Origin of the sequence: Mucilaginibacter auburnensis (genome assembly GCF_002797815.1) — a bacterium.
Classification (GTDB): Bacteria; Bacteroidota; Bacteroidia; order Sphingobacteriales; family Sphingobacteriaceae; genus Mucilaginibacter; species Mucilaginibacter auburnensis.
On the sequence record NZ_PGFJ01000002.1, the window covers coordinates 840,650 to 856,823 of the forward strand.

Annotated in this window: 14 protein-coding genes and 1 tRNA gene; 5 read left to right on the plus strand and 10 right to left on the minus strand. The window is 40.4% G+C overall.

Going from position 1 to position 16,174, the window contains the following annotated elements:
- Nucleotides 1-178: 178 nt before the first annotated feature.
- The 7 genes from CLV57_RS14345 to CLV57_RS14375 form a co-directional block, all read right to left on the minus strand.
- Nucleotides 179-1,165 carry a lipid A deacylase LpxR family protein gene (locus CLV57_RS14345; RefSeq protein WP_100342074.1) on the minus strand — a complete coding sequence of 329 codons (987 nt, stop codon included), beginning with the start codon at nucleotides 1,163-1,165 and terminating at the stop codon, nucleotides 179-181.
- A gap of 252 nt (nucleotides 1,166-1,417) precedes the next feature.
- Complete coding sequence (locus tag CLV57_RS14350) at nucleotides 1,418-2,221, minus strand: DUF3823 domain-containing protein (protein WP_100342075.1); 804 nt, start codon at nucleotides 2,219-2,221, stop codon at nucleotides 1,418-1,420.
- A gap of 21 nt (nucleotides 2,222-2,242) precedes the next feature.
- Complete coding sequence (locus CLV57_RS14355) at nucleotides 2,243-4,246, minus strand: RagB/SusD family nutrient uptake outer membrane protein (protein WP_100342076.1); 2,004 nt, start codon at nucleotides 4,244-4,246, stop codon at nucleotides 2,243-2,245.
- An 11-nt stretch (nucleotides 4,247-4,257) separates the two neighbouring features.
- Complete coding sequence (locus tag CLV57_RS14360) at nucleotides 4,258-7,746, minus strand: SusC/RagA family TonB-linked outer membrane protein (protein WP_157799170.1); 3,489 nt, start codon at nucleotides 7,744-7,746, stop codon at nucleotides 4,258-4,260.
- Nucleotides 7,747-7,943: 197 nt separating this feature from the next.
- The gene (locus CLV57_RS14365) at nucleotides 7,944-9,056 is read right to left on the minus strand and encodes a FecR family protein (protein ID WP_100342078.1); all 1,113 of its coding nucleotides are present in this window, start codon (nucleotides 9,054-9,056) and stop codon (nucleotides 7,944-7,946) included.
- Between the two features lie 64 nt (nucleotides 9,057-9,120).
- Nucleotides 9,121-9,759, minus strand: coding sequence for an RNA polymerase sigma-70 factor (locus CLV57_RS14370; protein ID WP_100342079.1), 639 nt, complete (start codon nucleotides 9,757-9,759; stop codon nucleotides 9,121-9,123).
- Nucleotides 9,760-10,150: 391 nt separating this feature from the next.
- The gene (locus CLV57_RS14375) at nucleotides 10,151-10,465 is read right to left on the minus strand and encodes a winged helix-turn-helix transcriptional regulator (RefSeq protein WP_100342080.1); all 315 of its coding nucleotides are present in this window, start codon (nucleotides 10,463-10,465) and stop codon (nucleotides 10,151-10,153) included.
- Nucleotides 10,466-10,594: 129 nt separating this feature from the next.
- Between CLV57_RS14375 and CLV57_RS14380 the strand changes: the two genes are divergently transcribed.
- Nucleotides 10,595-11,515: a DsbA family protein gene (locus CLV57_RS14380; RefSeq protein ID WP_100342081.1), complete on the plus strand. Its 921-nt coding sequence runs from the start codon at nucleotides 10,595-10,597 to the stop codon at nucleotides 11,513-11,515.
- Nucleotides 11,516-11,665: 150 nt separating this feature from the next.
- On the opposite strand, the gene CLV57_RS14385 is transcribed toward CLV57_RS14380, so the two are convergent.
- Nucleotides 11,666-11,738 (minus strand) — tRNA-Phe (locus CLV57_RS14385).
- 155 nt (nucleotides 11,739-11,893) lie between these two features.
- On the opposite strand from CLV57_RS14385, the gene CLV57_RS14390 reads away from it, so the two are divergent.
- Together CLV57_RS14390 and CLV57_RS14395 are read left to right on the plus strand one after the other, a co-directional pair.
- On the plus strand, nucleotides 11,894-13,189 hold the full coding sequence (locus CLV57_RS14390; RefSeq protein WP_100342082.1) for a (Fe-S)-binding protein: 1,296 nt from the start codon (nucleotides 11,894-11,896) through the stop codon (nucleotides 13,187-13,189).
- Between the two features lie 29 nt (nucleotides 13,190-13,218).
- Nucleotides 13,219-14,040: a (Fe-S)-binding protein gene (locus tag CLV57_RS14395; protein WP_100342083.1), complete on the plus strand. Its 822-nt coding sequence runs from the start codon at nucleotides 13,219-13,221 to the stop codon at nucleotides 14,038-14,040.
- Between the two features lie 26 nt (nucleotides 14,041-14,066).
- Here the strand turns inward: CLV57_RS14395 and CLV57_RS14400 are convergent, their stop codons facing one another.
- Together CLV57_RS14400 and CLV57_RS14405 are read right to left on the minus strand one after the other, a co-directional pair.
- Entirely contained in the window at nucleotides 14,067-14,525 is a 459-nt protein-coding gene (locus CLV57_RS14400) for a hypothetical protein (RefSeq protein WP_100342084.1), read from the minus strand.
- Nucleotides 14,522-14,995, minus strand: coding sequence for a hypothetical protein (locus CLV57_RS14405; RefSeq protein WP_100342085.1), 474 nt, complete (start codon nucleotides 14,993-14,995; stop codon nucleotides 14,522-14,524). The genes CLV57_RS14400 and CLV57_RS14405 overlap by 4 nt, the downstream gene beginning before the upstream one ends.
- Before the next feature lie 46 nt (nucleotides 14,996-15,041).
- Between CLV57_RS14405 and CLV57_RS14410 the strand changes: the two genes are divergently transcribed.
- Together CLV57_RS14410 and CLV57_RS14415 are read left to right on the plus strand one after the other, a co-directional pair.
- Nucleotides 15,042-15,524, plus strand: a complete 483-nt coding sequence (locus CLV57_RS14410; protein ID WP_100342086.1) for an ABC transporter ATPase — start codon at nucleotides 15,042-15,044, stop codon at nucleotides 15,522-15,524.
- Nucleotides 15,525-15,563: 39 nt separating this feature from the next.
- Nucleotides 15,564-16,172, plus strand: a complete 609-nt coding sequence (locus CLV57_RS14415; RefSeq protein ID WP_100342087.1) for a YdeI/OmpD-associated family protein — start codon at nucleotides 15,564-15,566, stop codon at nucleotides 16,170-16,172.
- Nucleotides 16,173-16,174 lie beyond the last annotated feature (2 nt).

A 16,174-nucleotide genomic window follows, 5' to 3' on the forward strand; every position in this document is an offset into this window, starting at 1 on the left:
ATGCAAACCAAAAATACACACAGCAACAACCGCTGGCTAAGTTAGCGTTTACAGCCTAACCATGCAATTTTATTTGGGACGGCGATTGTAAGAGTTATGCGATAAAGAGGCGATTGTCTGAACCCGGATTTCTGGCTCTTTAAGATTGGGTGTAAGTTAGAAAACTCTATAAGCAATTTCAATTAGCTCCAAAACGATAAGCCAGCGCAATGGCGCCATACTGCTGGCCGGTGGCAGTGCTTTTTACTTCCTTTCCCCTTATAAAAGCAGTATATGACGCAGACCACCGCTGCGATGAAAATTGCAGGCCTAAAATCTGAGTAAATACCAAAGGCTCCACATCAAAATGGACCGGGCCTTTATCTTTAACAAACATGCCACCTTGTATAGTAGCATTATAAGCTACATAGCTTAACTGAGGTATGGCAAAAAAGTAGAACTCTGTTTTTTGATGATCGCCTCCCATGCTTACCCTGCTATTAGTACCTGCAGATTGATAAAGCTTATCTATACTGCCTATCCGCAACTGCACAGCAGCATTGGCATTGCTGAAAGTATTACCTAAACGCAAAGCCGGGGTTGCGGCTACATCAAGCCACTCACTTTCATTGCGGTAAAGCAAATGAGTGTACTGCGCTTCAAGATTAATGCCCGGCTCATTGTTTAGCTGGTACTGCCAGCCTTCGGGCTCTTTCAAACCAAAAGCATGATGAAAGGCCTTTTGCACCCGTTCCGCCTGCGACGCACGGCCAATAGTTCCAATTTGGGCAGTAATTTTAAGAGCGCTTTCGTTGTTATACAACCAATTAAGCGAAGCACCTGCGTAGAGATAACCAGTGTATGGGCGGTCTTGTATAAAATCGTAACGGGCCCAGGTAGCAAAGGGGCCGTATATTTGCTGGCCAATTTCCAGTTCGAGCGTTTTTTTTACCAATCCGCCGCTTAATAAATTAGCACAATCTTTATTGCTGTTTAGTACGGTGGTAAAATTCAACAAATGCCCGGCCATGTAATAGCGGTCATTGTATGGGTCAACGTATTGGTCGTTATCTAAACGGTTACCTATCTGGTTGCGGTAAGTGTTTTGCGCCGAAGCTGCTAAACTTATCAGGCAACAAAAAAATACTTTAGAAATTAAGGGGATAGGGCGCGTAACGTTGTTCAATTGTGCGGGTGATGAAGTTTAATTAACAGCACCCAAAAATATTTATTATTTTCTGATTAACAGTACAATTTACTAAGCACTTAATAAATATTAGAAAAATTTAATAAGCAGGCATTATAAAAAGAAAACCCCCGTCGTACCTATTAACGCGAGTTAGGTACAGCGAAGGTTTTCGGATAGATGTGTTAGTGTTTAGGTTTTGCCCTGTTTTACACTACGGGCTAAAAAATTAATATTCGTTATAGCTGTTAACTAATACGGCAATTTCAATTGTATTGGTTTTGAATACAACGCATCATTTATGTTGGTAGTTTTAACGGCTACAGTAGCATACACGGTAGTATTGTTACCAAAGGCCTTTAGAAATTGTTTTTCGCCGGTAGTAAGTGCATTCAGATCAACTTTAATTGTAACTGTACCACCAGTACTTGAGCCAGCAGGAACTACAATACCTCCAGAATTAAAACCGGCAATCCAGTTTTTAGCTACACCTTGAGTTGAAGACTGGACATCAGGCAAATTAGTTGGAGAAAGGAATATATATACCCTCTCTAAGGTTCTTGCAGTATTTGCAGATGGTTTAGTAAGATTAAAGTTAGCTGTAAATACACCTGCTGTGTAGTCGGTTTGAAGGCCATTCATCCACCAGTAAGGTACAACCTCAATATTGCCAAGATCAGTATCACCACTAACCGTAACAGCCCTGTTGGTAAAATCTTCAAAAGGACTTCTACTTGTCTGAGTTCTCATAAGGTATTTACCGTCAAAAAACTTACTGGTAAAACTACCATCATTCTTGGCGTAAATACGTACCTCTCCCGCACCATAAACTTCCTGAGCACCGCTTGTTTGTTGCAAAAGCAAGGTAGCGGTATTGGCCGATCCGATAATATCAGGGTTAGATGGTATTAATCCAACAGGTTGGCCCTGGTAAGTTAACCGTCCCGACAATGTTGATGATGGGTATTTCAGGTTGTCTTTACCGCATGACTGCATAAGCACGCTTGCTGCAATCACTAACATTATTAAAAGTGTTATTCTATTTATCTTTTTCATAACATGTTTTTTATGATTTAATTATTCACCCGGATTTCTTTCCCAGTTTGGATTCCATGTTCTCCAAGAATCATCCGTACTTGAATAATAACTTGACCTTTGAAAGAATTGAGGATTAGCTCTTTTTCTGAAAGCTTTCTTCCTTTCAAATACATATTTACCGTTGTTAGGGTTGCCGGCGCCAAGATTTACAGTATAACCATATAATTGATATGGATAAGACGTACCATTTGGATATTCCACTCTTTTTGAGTCGGTTGGACCATCCCAGTATTGGTCTGCCAGTCTCCATCTGTTCATATCCCACAAACGGTGATCTTCCATAAAGAATTCAATACGCAATTCTCTTCTTAACTGGTCAAAGGTAAATTGACCGGCTGTAAGATCCGGAAGCAGACCACGTCTTCTTAAAAAATTGATATAAGTAACACCTACACCCGGCCCGCCTAACGGCCCACTCAGTAAAGCAGACTCAGCACATATAGCATAAGCTTCAGCCAAACGGAAACGTATCATCCAGATATCGCTGTAGTTAGGCGAAAGCGAAGCACCAGGTTTTTCGTCAAGCCATTTGCGTGGAATAAAACCGGTTTTGTTTACAATATTGCTGGTATTCTCAGCAGGTCCGTTTATACTGGTAAGGAAAGTACCTTGAGTTCCTTTAGCCGGAGGTGCAGAAGTGTAAACCTTAAGCGTACCGTCAGCGTTATACTCACCGCGCCACTCGCCGGCACGCAGATCTACCGGAGTACCTTTCCAAACAGCTTGAGGCCAAATAACAGATCCCCATAAACGGGCATCTTTTTGCATAAATGGATTGTCGGCCGGATTTGACAAATCGTACATGATTGGCGGGTTAGTTGAACCAGCAATCATCTCGTTTAAAAGACTGGTTGGAAGAGTTCTGGTTCTAATACCCTGAGCACCGGTTAATCTATCCTCAAAGGTATCAACAAAATCAGCAGGGGCTCCCAATTGGTTACCTGTTGGGCCTTCTGTATGAGTTACAGGGCCTACCCATGAAGTCCATTGTGTATTTATATTAGGCGATTGACGATCTGCTGCCCATATCACTTCTGTATTACCGTCTTTTACGTTAAATACCTTATTAAAGGCTTGTTGTGCAGATGCAAGATCACCACCTGTCATTAATTGGTAAGCACCACCGTCAATAACTTCTTTAGCAGCATCAAAAGCGGCTTTATAATAAGCATCAGCTTTGCTTGCAGGTATACCATGGGTCTGCGTGCCGAACCTATCCTTTTTTTCCAAAAGCGCGTCGCCTGGCGTGTTAAATTTAGCAATTGATGCCGCAGTTAAAGCAGCACGTGCTTTAAGCATTTTGGCTGCCCACCTGTTAGCCAAGGCAGCATTTTTGTTCTGCGTTGCCGGAATAGTTGCTATACCACTGCTGGTGAGTTTTGCAGCAGCAAGATCGCATTGCGCCAAAATGTAATCATAACATTCTTCTTCTGAGTTGCGTTTTAATTGCAGTGGCGTAGCATCTGTACCACCGTTAAATTCAAACACCTGGTCGCCTACAATGGTCATACCACCCAAAGTTTTTACCATGTGGAAAAAAGTCCAGGCACGTAAAAATAAAGCTTGTCCTTCAAACGACGAATTATCAAACGCGGACATACTCTTTTTTGATTCTTCAGAACGTATGCCTTGTAAAAAGATATTTATTCTACGTATCAAACCGTAATCAAAAGCACGGTACCTGTTCTTGGTAAAAAGAACTTGTTGAGCAGATGCCCCGCCCCTGTTATTTTGTGCATCATCCGGATCTTGTTGATAGCTATCATCAGTAGCGTTACTTGCGCCCCAGCCAGCACCTGCGTTTCCACCGTTAATTTGCGAATAAAAACGTGCCAGTACTGAAGTGATCAGATTCTTATCAGTATACACAGATGCGTCTGATACAACTGAGTTTGGAACAACCGTTAGGTCTCTTTTACACCCAATAAACACCGTGTTTATCAAAAAGAGTGCAAATAGACTATATAAAAATTTCTTTTTCATGTTCGTATTTTTTAGAATTTAACTTGAACGCCTGCTGTTAAAACTCTTGGGCTTGGCAATCCGCCGCCGGCACCTGTTACAAGCTCCGGATCAATTTTACCCGGCATATTTGAGAAAGTATACAAGTTTTGCGCAGCTAAGTATACCCTTAAGTTAGTTACACCCACACTTTTCAAAACAGAATACGGTATGGTATAACCTAATTGTAAATTACGTACTCTAATATAGGTTATGTTGGTTTGCCATCCTCCGTGATTAAAATTGGTATTAGGAGCAGGGTTGGTTTGTAAAAGCAATGGGTACTTACCAACTATTATAGGGCTGTTCCTGTCAAATATGTCAGAATAATAGCTTGAGTTGTCAAATAAATACTGTGACGTATTGCGGTTAGGTAACCACTCACGCATATAAGCACCTGTAGCACTGCTAAAACCTGAAGACGTTTGTTCAAACGTAAACAATGAACCACCTGTAAAATCAGCTCTTATATCAAACCCTTTGTAATTTGCATTAAAACCAAAGCCAAAGTTTAGTGGCGGAAGACCACCATTTATTTGATAAGTTTCTCTGGTTTGATCAAGTGAATTTATAACACCATCGCCATTTGTGTCTCTGAATATGAAATCACCAGGTTTTTGAGTTACGTTACCTTTACCGTCTTGATCAATACCGTAGTTCTGTATCTGCTCCCAGCTTTGAAACTGTCCTATAACTGTATATTGAAAAGGTCCGCCGTTTAATCTGTCTACGCCATATTGGGTTCCGGTAACTCCCGGAATGCTACCTATAAATCTGTTATAGTCACTCGGGAAAATACGGTTGTAACGGAAACCAACTATGCTTCTGCCGTAACTAAAGCTGGCGTTAAGGCCGTAGCTGAATTCACCTACGCGGTCGCGCCATGAAATGCTACCATCAACACCGCGGTTTTTATCGGTATTTATGTTTTCATTACCCGGCTGAAAGCCTACCAGATCAGGCAACGTTAACCCTCTGTTTGCCGGAAGTCCGGTTTGGGTACGGTTGAAATAGTCTAACGCTATATTTAAGCGGTTGTTTAACAAGGTCATGTCAATACCAACATCACTTGAATAGGTGCGTCCCCATGTTAGTGCAAGAGACGGAGGATTTAAAACTTGTGTACCGGTAATTACACTACCGTTTAACACTGCAGACCCTTGATTAAATTGATAGCCAGGCAAGTAGTTTTCTTGAGGAGATCCGAAGTTAGCTCCCAAAATACCGTATGATGCTTTGATCTTAAAGTCGTCAAAAATACTTAGCACCGGGCTGTTTTTCCAGAAATCTTCCTGAGAGATACGGTAAGCTATAGCACCGCCTGGGAAGAATCCCCATCTGCGTTCAGGTCTGTAGTTAGATGATCCATCGTAACGTCCAAAAGCCTCAACAATGTATTTTCCTGCAAAGTCGTAATTTAACCTTATCTGATAACCCTGCTGTGGTGAATAATTACTAATGTTATCCTCGAAAGAGGTAAGATAGGTAAGACCGGTATTTGGTATATAAGGAATATTATTAGCCGGAGGTATACCCGTTACCCTTACAGATGGAGCATAGTTAAGTGTACTCTCCTGATTGACATTCACCTGGAAGTTATGCTGGCCAATAGATTTTTTATACTCTAACTGAAATTGCAGTGAAGAGTTATCGGTATTGGTAAAAGTGTGCTCATTATTACGTTGTTGCACAAATGATCCATCTGCTACTATTGCACCTGTAGAGTTCAACAGATACAAACTTGGCGCCATACGTCGTGAATCAAACTGGTTACTCAAAAATGAGTAGTTAGCCAGCATACGGCCTTTTAAGCCAGGTAAAATGTCAACTTCTAAGGTACCGGTTATTGAAACGTTTCTTCTGGTGGTTGATTCAACTCCTGATAGCTCAGGGCTTACCAAACCGTAGCTGTATGCCTGATTGGATGGAGATGTACCTCTTGGATATAAAGGGTTGCCATTAACATACGGCCCTGATTCAGGATTAGCGTACGGAGAAGCTCCTGACCCTGGTAGGATTGGTAGGTTACGATATGGGGCTTCGGCCTGCCAGTCAAAATCATTACCTTCAACATTGGTATTTGATTGTTTTGACCAATATCCGTTCATTTGCATACCAAACTTAACACGTTTGCTAATGTTGGCGTTAAAATTGGCTTGTATGTTTTGACGTTTAAAACCGTCACCAAAGTCGCGTAAACCTACGCCTTGAGTTAAGGTAGTTCCACTAATATAATAATCTGTATTTTCTGTACCACCAGAAACTGACAGCTTAGCCTGGTATTGTGGTGCGCTTTTGTAGATATAATTATACCAATCAAAACCTTCATAACCTGGCGCGCCACTCATAACCTTGTCGTAAATTTCGCGGGTTATGGTTCTGGTAGGAACACTTTGCCTTCCGTCACCATAAGTTTCGGTTTGTACTATACCTTTAACATAGCTTTTTATGTCGCCGGGCTTATTAAAATTAGCATAAGTTTGGGTACCATAATAGCTATCAAAAGCAAACGTTGGTTTTTGGCCTCTTTTTCCTTTTTTTGTTACCACAACTATTACACCGTCTTGTCCTGCAAACCCGTAAATAGCGGCTGAACCGTCCTTTAATACGTTTAATGATTCAACATCATTAAAATCAAGGGCGTTAAAAGCGTCAATGTTACGTCTTGTACCATCAATAATAATTAGTGGGTCGCCGCCAAAGTTACGAATACGTATATCCGGATTTGCACCTGGTCTGCCTGTTGACTGCCTGAAGTTAACACCGGCAACTTTACCTACCATTGCACCTGAAGCTGAAGTTGCCCTTGATTGTGATAATTCTTCGCCGCTAAGTTGTGAAACCGCACCGGCAAGTGTAGCTTTCTTGGTGGTTAAACCAAAGCCGGTTATTACAACCTCCTCAAGGTTTTGAGTCACTTTTGACATCTTTATATCCAAGATAGATTTACCTCCAATGGGCACCTCCAGATCGGTATAACCGACAAATTTAATTACCAAAGTTGAGTTGGCGCTTGGCGCCTCTATGGTAAATTTACCGGCTACGTCAACAGCTACGGCCGTTGTTGTTCCTTTTACGGCTACTGTAGCGCCAATCAGGGTCTCACCGGTCCTTTCATCAGTAACCAAACCTGTTACTTTAAAACGTTGTTGTTGTTGTTCGGCCAGGTATTCATTAAGCTTACCTGCAGGAGCTATCACTACCAAATGATTATCAAGTTCTCTAAAATCCAGGTTTAGATCAGCTAACACTTTACCAAGTACTGCAGTTACATCCTGATTATCGGCTTTTACAGTAACTTTTTTATCGGTTGGAGTTTTTCTGTTGCTGAATACAAAGCGATAGCTTGTATTGCGTTCAATGGTATTAATTAATGTGCTTAGATCGGTATCTTTCAAATCAACTGAGATTTTTGTTTGAGAAAACACGTTGGCAAAAGCACTAAGATTAAGAACCATTACTAAGATTACGGTCAGTTTCATTATTAACAGACGCTTAAATAGATAATATTTATCCGGTACACTCCTCGAGTGCATAGAAATTTTCATAACTTTAAAAATTAAGGTGAAGAACAACAGGTAGCCGTGCCAACAACATCTGCTGTTACATTATAATATGGTCATCTTATTGGAGCGGGATTAACCAGAAAGGTTATCCCGTTTTTTATGTCATTATGTTATCATAGGCCCTTTCCTTTTGAAATGTAAAACATAGTACCATCTTTTTTAAAATGAAAATCTTCGGTTAAACGCAATGATTGAAGCGCTTCAATAGCAGATTCGTGTTCAAACGTTGCCGTGAACCTAAGTTTCTTTAGTTCCTGGCTTTTAAATATGATCTGAATGCCATACCACCTATTCATATCGGCTGCGATGGATTCAAAGTCTTCATTTTTAAATACCAGTTTGTTTTTTAACCACAGGGTTTCAACAGCCGCGCTGTCAATATTAGGGAGATAGGTTAAATTGGTGAGGGAATATTGCGTCCCCTCTTCTTCGGCATCCTCCATTTTCAGTTTGGTTGCCGTTTTCAATTGGTTATTTACGGGTGAGTTATTTTCTATTATTAATTTCTCTTTAGGCTTTAAAATAATCCTGTCAGATTTACGATCATTAAGCGTTACTTCAATAGAACCATGTATAAGTGATGTTTCACTTTTAGGCTCATAGTCATATGATTTAACGTTAAAGGCTGTTCCTAAAACCTTAACATTCATTTCTTTTGTGTGAATAATGAATGGGTGTTTTTTATCTTTGTGAACCTCAAAAAAAGCTTCACCATTTAAATACACTTCCCTATTGCCCTTGCCAAACGCCACCGGATATTTGAAAGTAGTGCCCGAGTTAAGCGTAACTATAGTACTGTCTGACAAGATCAGTCTTGATTTCATTCTTGGGGCAGTAATCTTTGTCTCAAATTTTGTTGAAAGATATTTTCCGGATGAGGTGCTTTCATGATAAAACCACAAGCATAAAGTTGTTGCCAGAAGTAATATAGCTGCAGCATATCTAAAAGCTGGCCTCAGTTTAAAAACTTTGGTTGCTTTAACGGTTTGCGTTGCTTGTTCTGTCGCCTGCTCTGCAACATATACCGCATCCATAACTTTTTTGAAACCTTCAGCGGTTGCCTTGTATTCAACCTTATCGTTACTCCAGTAGTCTTTTATAATGGTTCTTTGCTTTTTAAATTCAGCACGCTGCTGCAATAGCAGGTTCAACTCCTGTTTTTCGGCAAGAGTTAAGCCTTCTACAAGCTCCTTGGTAAGCAGTTCAACAAAACGCGTTTGCTCCATTAATGAATTGGAATATTATTGGTTTTAATGTAAGGACAACAAAAAAGGAAGAATTGCCTACAGCTTAGAAAAATATTTTTGAAAAAATTAACAGCAACACTGTATTTATAAATGTTGCAATACTCACGCCGGTTGCAGAGGGTTGTGCTGCGTACGCTGACAAAGAGATACTTAGTTTTTGCATAGCCCTAACCAATTGTGTTTGAACCGTGCGTGGTGAAATATTTAATATTTCTGCAACCTCTTTATATTTTAAGCCGTCCTCTTTTATCAGTTTAAAAATAATACGGCATTGTTGAGGAAGCGCATTGATGCACTGATCAAGGTAAACCTGTAACTCCTTTTTTTCCAATTGTATTTGAGGATTTGTTGTGTCAATTAAATTTACATCGTTTTCGTAATCGTCAACAACAACATGCAGAGTGGAGTATTTTTTAAGATGATTTAATGATTGGTTTTTAACAGCAACAAACAAATAGGTGTCTATTCGTTGTACATGTTGCATATTATCTCTTCCCATCCAGGTTTTAACAAACACATCGCCGACAATCTCTTCAGCCACTTCCCGGTGGTTGACATACATCATGCCAAATTTTACCAGCGCATCGTATAACAGATAGTATAATGACTCAAACGCCTTAACGTCATTGTCAAAACATATCTGCTGCCAGAGCAATGGAATACGATCCTTTTTCTGATCCAAAACCTTTTAAAAAATTGGGGATTGCTCCGGGTTTAAAATAGTTAGCAATTGGTGTGTAACAAATATGTGTATACTGATTGACTTTTTTTTATCAAAAACTGACTGTTTTTTATCATCAAACTAACTTAGAAGTACAATTTTAACCGAATCTAACTAATTTTTAAAATAGTACTTTATACACCAAAAAATAAACAATTACTTGATTTACAACCACATACAACACTTCTTGTTTAAAAAAGATCATTCAATACAGATATCGCTATAAATCAATTTTATTATCCTTTTGCAACCGCTTTGTTACAAAGGCGTGTAATAGCAATGCTATTCAATCGGCAAGAAGCAATTTCAATTGTAAATGCAGCACAGTGAGGTTTATTTTTAATAATTTATTTCAACCCGACAGGATCTCTAAGTTTAAAAATATCGGCGTCATAGACTTCCCTTTATCCGTGAGCGTGTATTCTATATGAAGTGGTTTCAATTTTATAACTTCTTTGTGCAGTATGCCGGCCTCTTCAAGTTCCTTAAGAGCAATAGATAAAGATTGTTTATTGCTGCCTTCAAGTTGCTTTAATAGTGTATTAAACCGCAACGGAGCGCGCGTTGCAAGTTTAAATAACTCCGGCTTCCATTTACCTGCTAATAGCTTTAGCAGGGTTTGGGCAGGGCAATTATTATCCGTTGTGTCTGAGCTTATAGTGGTCATATTTTTTTGACTTATTGACGGTTAACACTATGTTTTCGAGCTTTGCAATAGCTCATTAGGTTAGCGTAGTCCCCTAAAGTTATCACTTTAAAACTGTACCAGTACCTGATAATTAAGTTTAGAGAGATTATGACAATAAAAACAACGAATAACCCGATGATCTGCGATCCTGAAAGCGGGATCTGCGAAATTCCTGAACAAAAAATTTCCGACCAAAAGAATATAATGAATACAGGCTCCACGCCTTTGAAAGTTCTTTATTTTACTGATCCTATATGCTCATCCTGTTGGGGCATAGAACCACAATTGCGTAAGCTTAAACTTGCTTACGGCGACATCATTGAAATTGAATACCACATGGGGGGCCTGTTGCCAGACTGGAGCTACAATAGCGGCGGCATAAGTAAACCGTCAGACGTAGCACACCATTGGGACGAGGTAAGCATGTATTACAACATGCCTATTGATGGTGATGTATGGTTAGAAGATCCGCTTGATTCATCCTACCCGCCGTCAATAGCGTTTAAAGCAGCCCAACTACAAAATGAAAATAAAGCTATAAACATGCTGCGAGTTATGCGCGAAATGGTTTTTCTGAAGAAAATGAATATAGCCAAGGTGGAGGTAATTATTGAGGCTGCTACTAAAGCCGGCCTTGATATAAACAGATTTGGGGCAGATTTAAATGGTATAGCAAAAGACGAATTTTCAAAGGACCTGGCATTGGCGCGGAGTATGCATGTAAGAGGATTTCCTACCATTTTTTTTAATGACATGGAAGGCAATACTGAAATGGTATATGGCTATAAAGCTTTTAACGCTTATGAGGAAGCCATCACTAAGCTTGTACCAGCAGCAGCTAAACGAGATTACCCTAAAGACTGGAAAAATTTATTTCAAACCTATAACACGTTAACTACAAGAGAATTTGCCGAACTAAGTGCGTTAACCTCTGAAGACGCAGATAAGAAATTAAATATATTACTTGAAGCCGGATCGATATGGCGGTACAATGCCAAAAACGGTGCGCTATGGATTAGTAAACCTTAAAACCATGTATGTTTGCATCATTGATATATTAAAATAGTGTACTAATTAAAAAAGCGTTATCTGCTATAAATGAGTATTTTCAACATGATGGCACAAATGACACTTGAAACAAAAAAAACCTCTCAGATTTCTCTAAGAGGCTTTCGTTTGTGGTACCAACTGGGATCGAACCAGTGACACATGGATTTTCAGTCCATTGCTCTACCATCTGAGCTATGGTACCCCTTGTTTCGGGACTGCAAATGTAGTGTGTTTTTTCATTTATGAAAACTTTATTTTAATTTTTTTTCGCGCTTTTTTCTATACAAATCTAAATCAGCTACTTGCATCAAAAACATTTTTTATGCGGATTGTATTTTCTACTTTAGTTGATCAAGTATGATAGGCCAAATCGTTTTTCTTATTGTTTTAGCTACCGCTATCTATCTTTTTAGCCGCAATGTTGGCCGCATACGGCGCAATATTTTATTGGGAAAAGATACAGACAGAAGCGACCGCCCTGCCGAGCGCTGGAAAACCATGGCCCGTGTAGCCTTAGGGCAAAGCAAAATGGGTAAACGCCCTGTAGCCGCCGTAATGCATTTGTTTATCTACGTCGGCTTTGTTATCATTAACATTGAGGTGTTAGAGATAGTGCTTGACGGACTGTTTGGCACGCACCGCATATTTTCGCGGGCATTAGGCGGCTTATATAGCCTGTTTATAGGTTCATTTGAAATACTAGCTGTTTTAGTGCTAACTGCGTGTGTTGTTTTCCTTGCGCGCAGAAACCTGTTGAAGTTAAAACGCTTCAGCGGTATGGAGATGAAAGAATGGCCAAAGTCAGATGCCAACTACATACTCATTATTGAGATATGTTTAATGACGGCTTTTCTGTTAATGAACGCTGCCGATTACAAGTTGCAAACTTTGCAATACAACCACTATATCAAAGCAGGCAGTTTCCCTGTAAGCAGTTTACTGACTTCATTTTTAGCTGGTCAAACATCCACACTTGTTGCGATAGAGCGTGCCTGCTGGTGGTTTCACATTGTTGGCATACTGGCGTTTTTAAACTACTTGCCCTACTCAAAACACTTCCATATATTGCTGGCTTTCCCAAACACATACTATTCTAAACTGGAGCCAAAAGGAGAATTTAGCAACATGGCATCCGTAACCAATGAGGTGAAGGCCATGCTTGATCCATCGTTTGTTCCCACAGCAGAAGCCCCAGGCCGTTTCGGCGCCAAAGATGCTACAGACCTCACCTGGAAAAATCTGATGGATGCATATACCTGCACCGAGTGCGGGCGTTGCACTTCGGTTTGCCCGGCAAATATTACGGGTAAACTACTATCGCCACGTAAGATCATGATGGATACACGCGATCGTATTACGGAGATAGGCAAAAACATGGATCAACACGGTAATGACCACCACGATAACAAGGCCTTATTAGATGATTACATAACCCGGGAAGAACTTTGGGCATGTACTACCTGCAACGCCTGCACAGAGGCTTGTCCGGTAAATATTGACCCATTGAATATTATTGTTCAGATGCGCCAATACATTGTAATGGAAGAGTCGGCAGCGCCGGCCAGCCTTAATAACATGTTTGGCAATGTTGAAAATAATGGAGCGCCGTGGAAGTACAGTAATGCCGATAGGTTTAACTGGGCAGATAAGTAGATAGTTCAGTTGGAAGTTAGCAGATAGTTATGGACGAATTAAACAAATCTGAAATCAAAAATCCGAATTTCGAAATTCCAACCATGGCTCAAATGGCCGCCGAGGGTAAACAACCCGAGATTTTATTCTGGGTAGGATGCGCCGGTAGTTTTGATGAGCGCGCCCAGAAAATTACGCGCGATATTTGCAAAATATTGCACCACGTTAGCATAAGCTATGCTGTTTTAGGCACGGAAGAAGCCTGTACCGGCGACCCAGCCAAGCGCGCAGGCAATGAATTTTTGTTCCAGATGCAGGCTATGATGAATATCCAGCTGCTTGATGGTTACAACATCAAAAAAATAGTTACCGGCTGCCCGCATTGCTTCAATACCATAAAAAACGAATACCCTAACCTGGGTGGCAATTATGAGGTGATCCATCATTCGCAACTGATACAACAATTAATTGACGAGGGCAAGCTGAAAGCAGAAGGTGGAGAAAGTTTTAAAGGTAAACGCATTACTTATCATGATGCCTGTTATTTAGGCAGAGGGAATGAAGTATACGAAGCTCCCCGCAAAGCTTTAGAAATTTTGGATGCCGAACTGGTTGAAATGAAACGTTGCCGCAGCAATGGCTTATGCTGTGGTGCGGGAGGCGCTCAAATGTTTAAAGAACCTGAGCCGGGAAACAAAGACATCAATATGGAGCGCGTTGACGAAGTTGTTGCTATTAATGCACAGGTAATTGCATCAGCCTGTCCGTTTTGCATGACCATGCTAAGCGATGGTATTAAACATCGCGATAAGGACCAGGAAATTAAAGTATTGGATATTGCGGAGATAACAGCAAGAGCGAATAGGTTATGAGGTAATTAATATGAAGTCTGCCTTTACTAAAAGCTTTCTAATTCTATGGCTTCCTCAAAATACGCTTTAAATTTACCAGACAGTTGCGCGTCTCTAAACTTTACAATAGTATAGCCACTGTCAAAACAAACTATTTCAATTAAAGCGTTAGTATGTTGAATGTTACCGTTTTTCCATATCAGTTCGTTTCCTTCAGCATAAGGCAGATTTTCCTCGTCTACGTCAATTAATTGCTCGTTAGAAAATCCAAGTAATACTCCCCAAATAATCTGTGGATCTGCAGTAACCAACTGTTGAAACTGTTCCGGAGAAAGGATAAAATAGTCGTGATCAAAGTTGATTGGCAATATTGTGCCATTGGAAAGAAAGTCCAGATCAGAAATAAACCAACTCCACTTCTCTATATCTTTAAAAATTGGTTGAATTAACCCCTTCAGGTGCGTATGAGACAATAATTTATTGCTTCTTCTGATAATCCAATTCACAGCCCTTTAGCTTTAAGGAAATTAATAGCCTGTTGCAAACTATCTAAACGCTCGGGCTCCATGTTTTTCAATGGGATGTCCAGCACAGTTGCCATAGTATCGATGTTGCCTTTGCGGTCGTTGTAGGTTTGAACAATAATGTCATCTTCTTTGGTTTTTAATCGTAGCGTACCCTTATAGTTGTTACCCAGATAATTGAGGTCATCTAACTGTTGCAGTTGCAAAGAGAAATATTCCTGTTTACCGTTCTGATAGGTTTTACGCAACCGCAAAAACGCTTCCTGATTGAGGCTGATCTCAAACTTTTTCAGCTTTGTATCTGCCGTGGCGTCATATGATGCGGTAAGACATTGATTGCTCCAGTTCAGCCAGTCCTGCTCAACAACAAAGCACAAACCCGCCAGCCCGGTGAGCACGAATGAAAATACAAGAAACCGTTTTTTTCTTTTTAGGATAATTGATCTTATCATTACAATAAAACGCAAAGTCGAAGTTAATAATTTATAAATTTGCAATATGCAATTTTCTGAAAATTCAAGAGTGTGGATATATCAGTCAGACAGACAGCTATCTGACGAGGAAACCAATCAAATACAACAGCACTTAAATACATTTGCCGCGCAATGGACGGCCCACAACAACCAGCTGAAAGCAACTGGTGAGGTGCGTTATAATCGCTTTCTGATTTTAATAGTTGATGAAACACAAACAGGCGCAAGCGGATGTTCTATTGATAAATCCGTTCATTTTATGAAACAAATAGAACAGGCTTTTGGTGTTAATTTATTTGACCGTTTTAACCTGGCCTATCGCGAAGGGACTAAAGTACTTTCACTACCCCGCAACGCATTTGAAGAAAAACTGGCAAACGGTGAGATCAACAAGGATACTGTGGTTTTTAATAACCTTATTCCAACTTTTAAAGACCTGCAAAACAAATGGGAAGTTCCGTTTAAGGATAGCTGGCACATGCAGCTGTTTGGCAGTTTGGTGAAATAAATACCAATACCTTTTCTCTAAAATTTCCTAACTTGTACTATGGAAAAGTACGATCCCCGCATTGACGCCTATATTGAAAAAGCTGCAGATTTTGCCAAACCCGTTTTAATACACCTTAGGCACCTAATGCATGCTGCGGCACCTCAAATTACCGAAACCATAAAATGGGGAATGCCGTTTTTTGACTACAAAGGGCCGGTTTGTAATATGGCCTCGTTCAAACAGCATTGCGCCTTCGGTTTCTGGAAAGCAACCTCTTTGAACGATCCGCACGGATTGATCAACGCAGGCGAAGCGGCTATGGGCAGCTTTGGCAGGCTTACTTCATTGGTCGATCTTCCGTCAGACGAAATATTAATTGATTTTATTGAGCAGGCTGTAAAGCTAAATGAGGCAGGCGTAAAAGGCAACGTAAAAAAATCGCCAGGTGCGCCAAAGCCCGAGATACCTATGCCTGATTATTTCGCCAAAGTACTATCGCAAGAACCTAAAGCACTGGCCACTTTTGAGGACTTCAGCGCATCGCATAAGCGCGAATACCTGGAGTGGATAACTGAAGCAAAAACCGAAGCCACCCGCGAAAAGCGAATGGCCACGGCTATTGAATGGCTTAATGAAGGAAAATCAAGGAACTGGAAGTATAAGTAGAA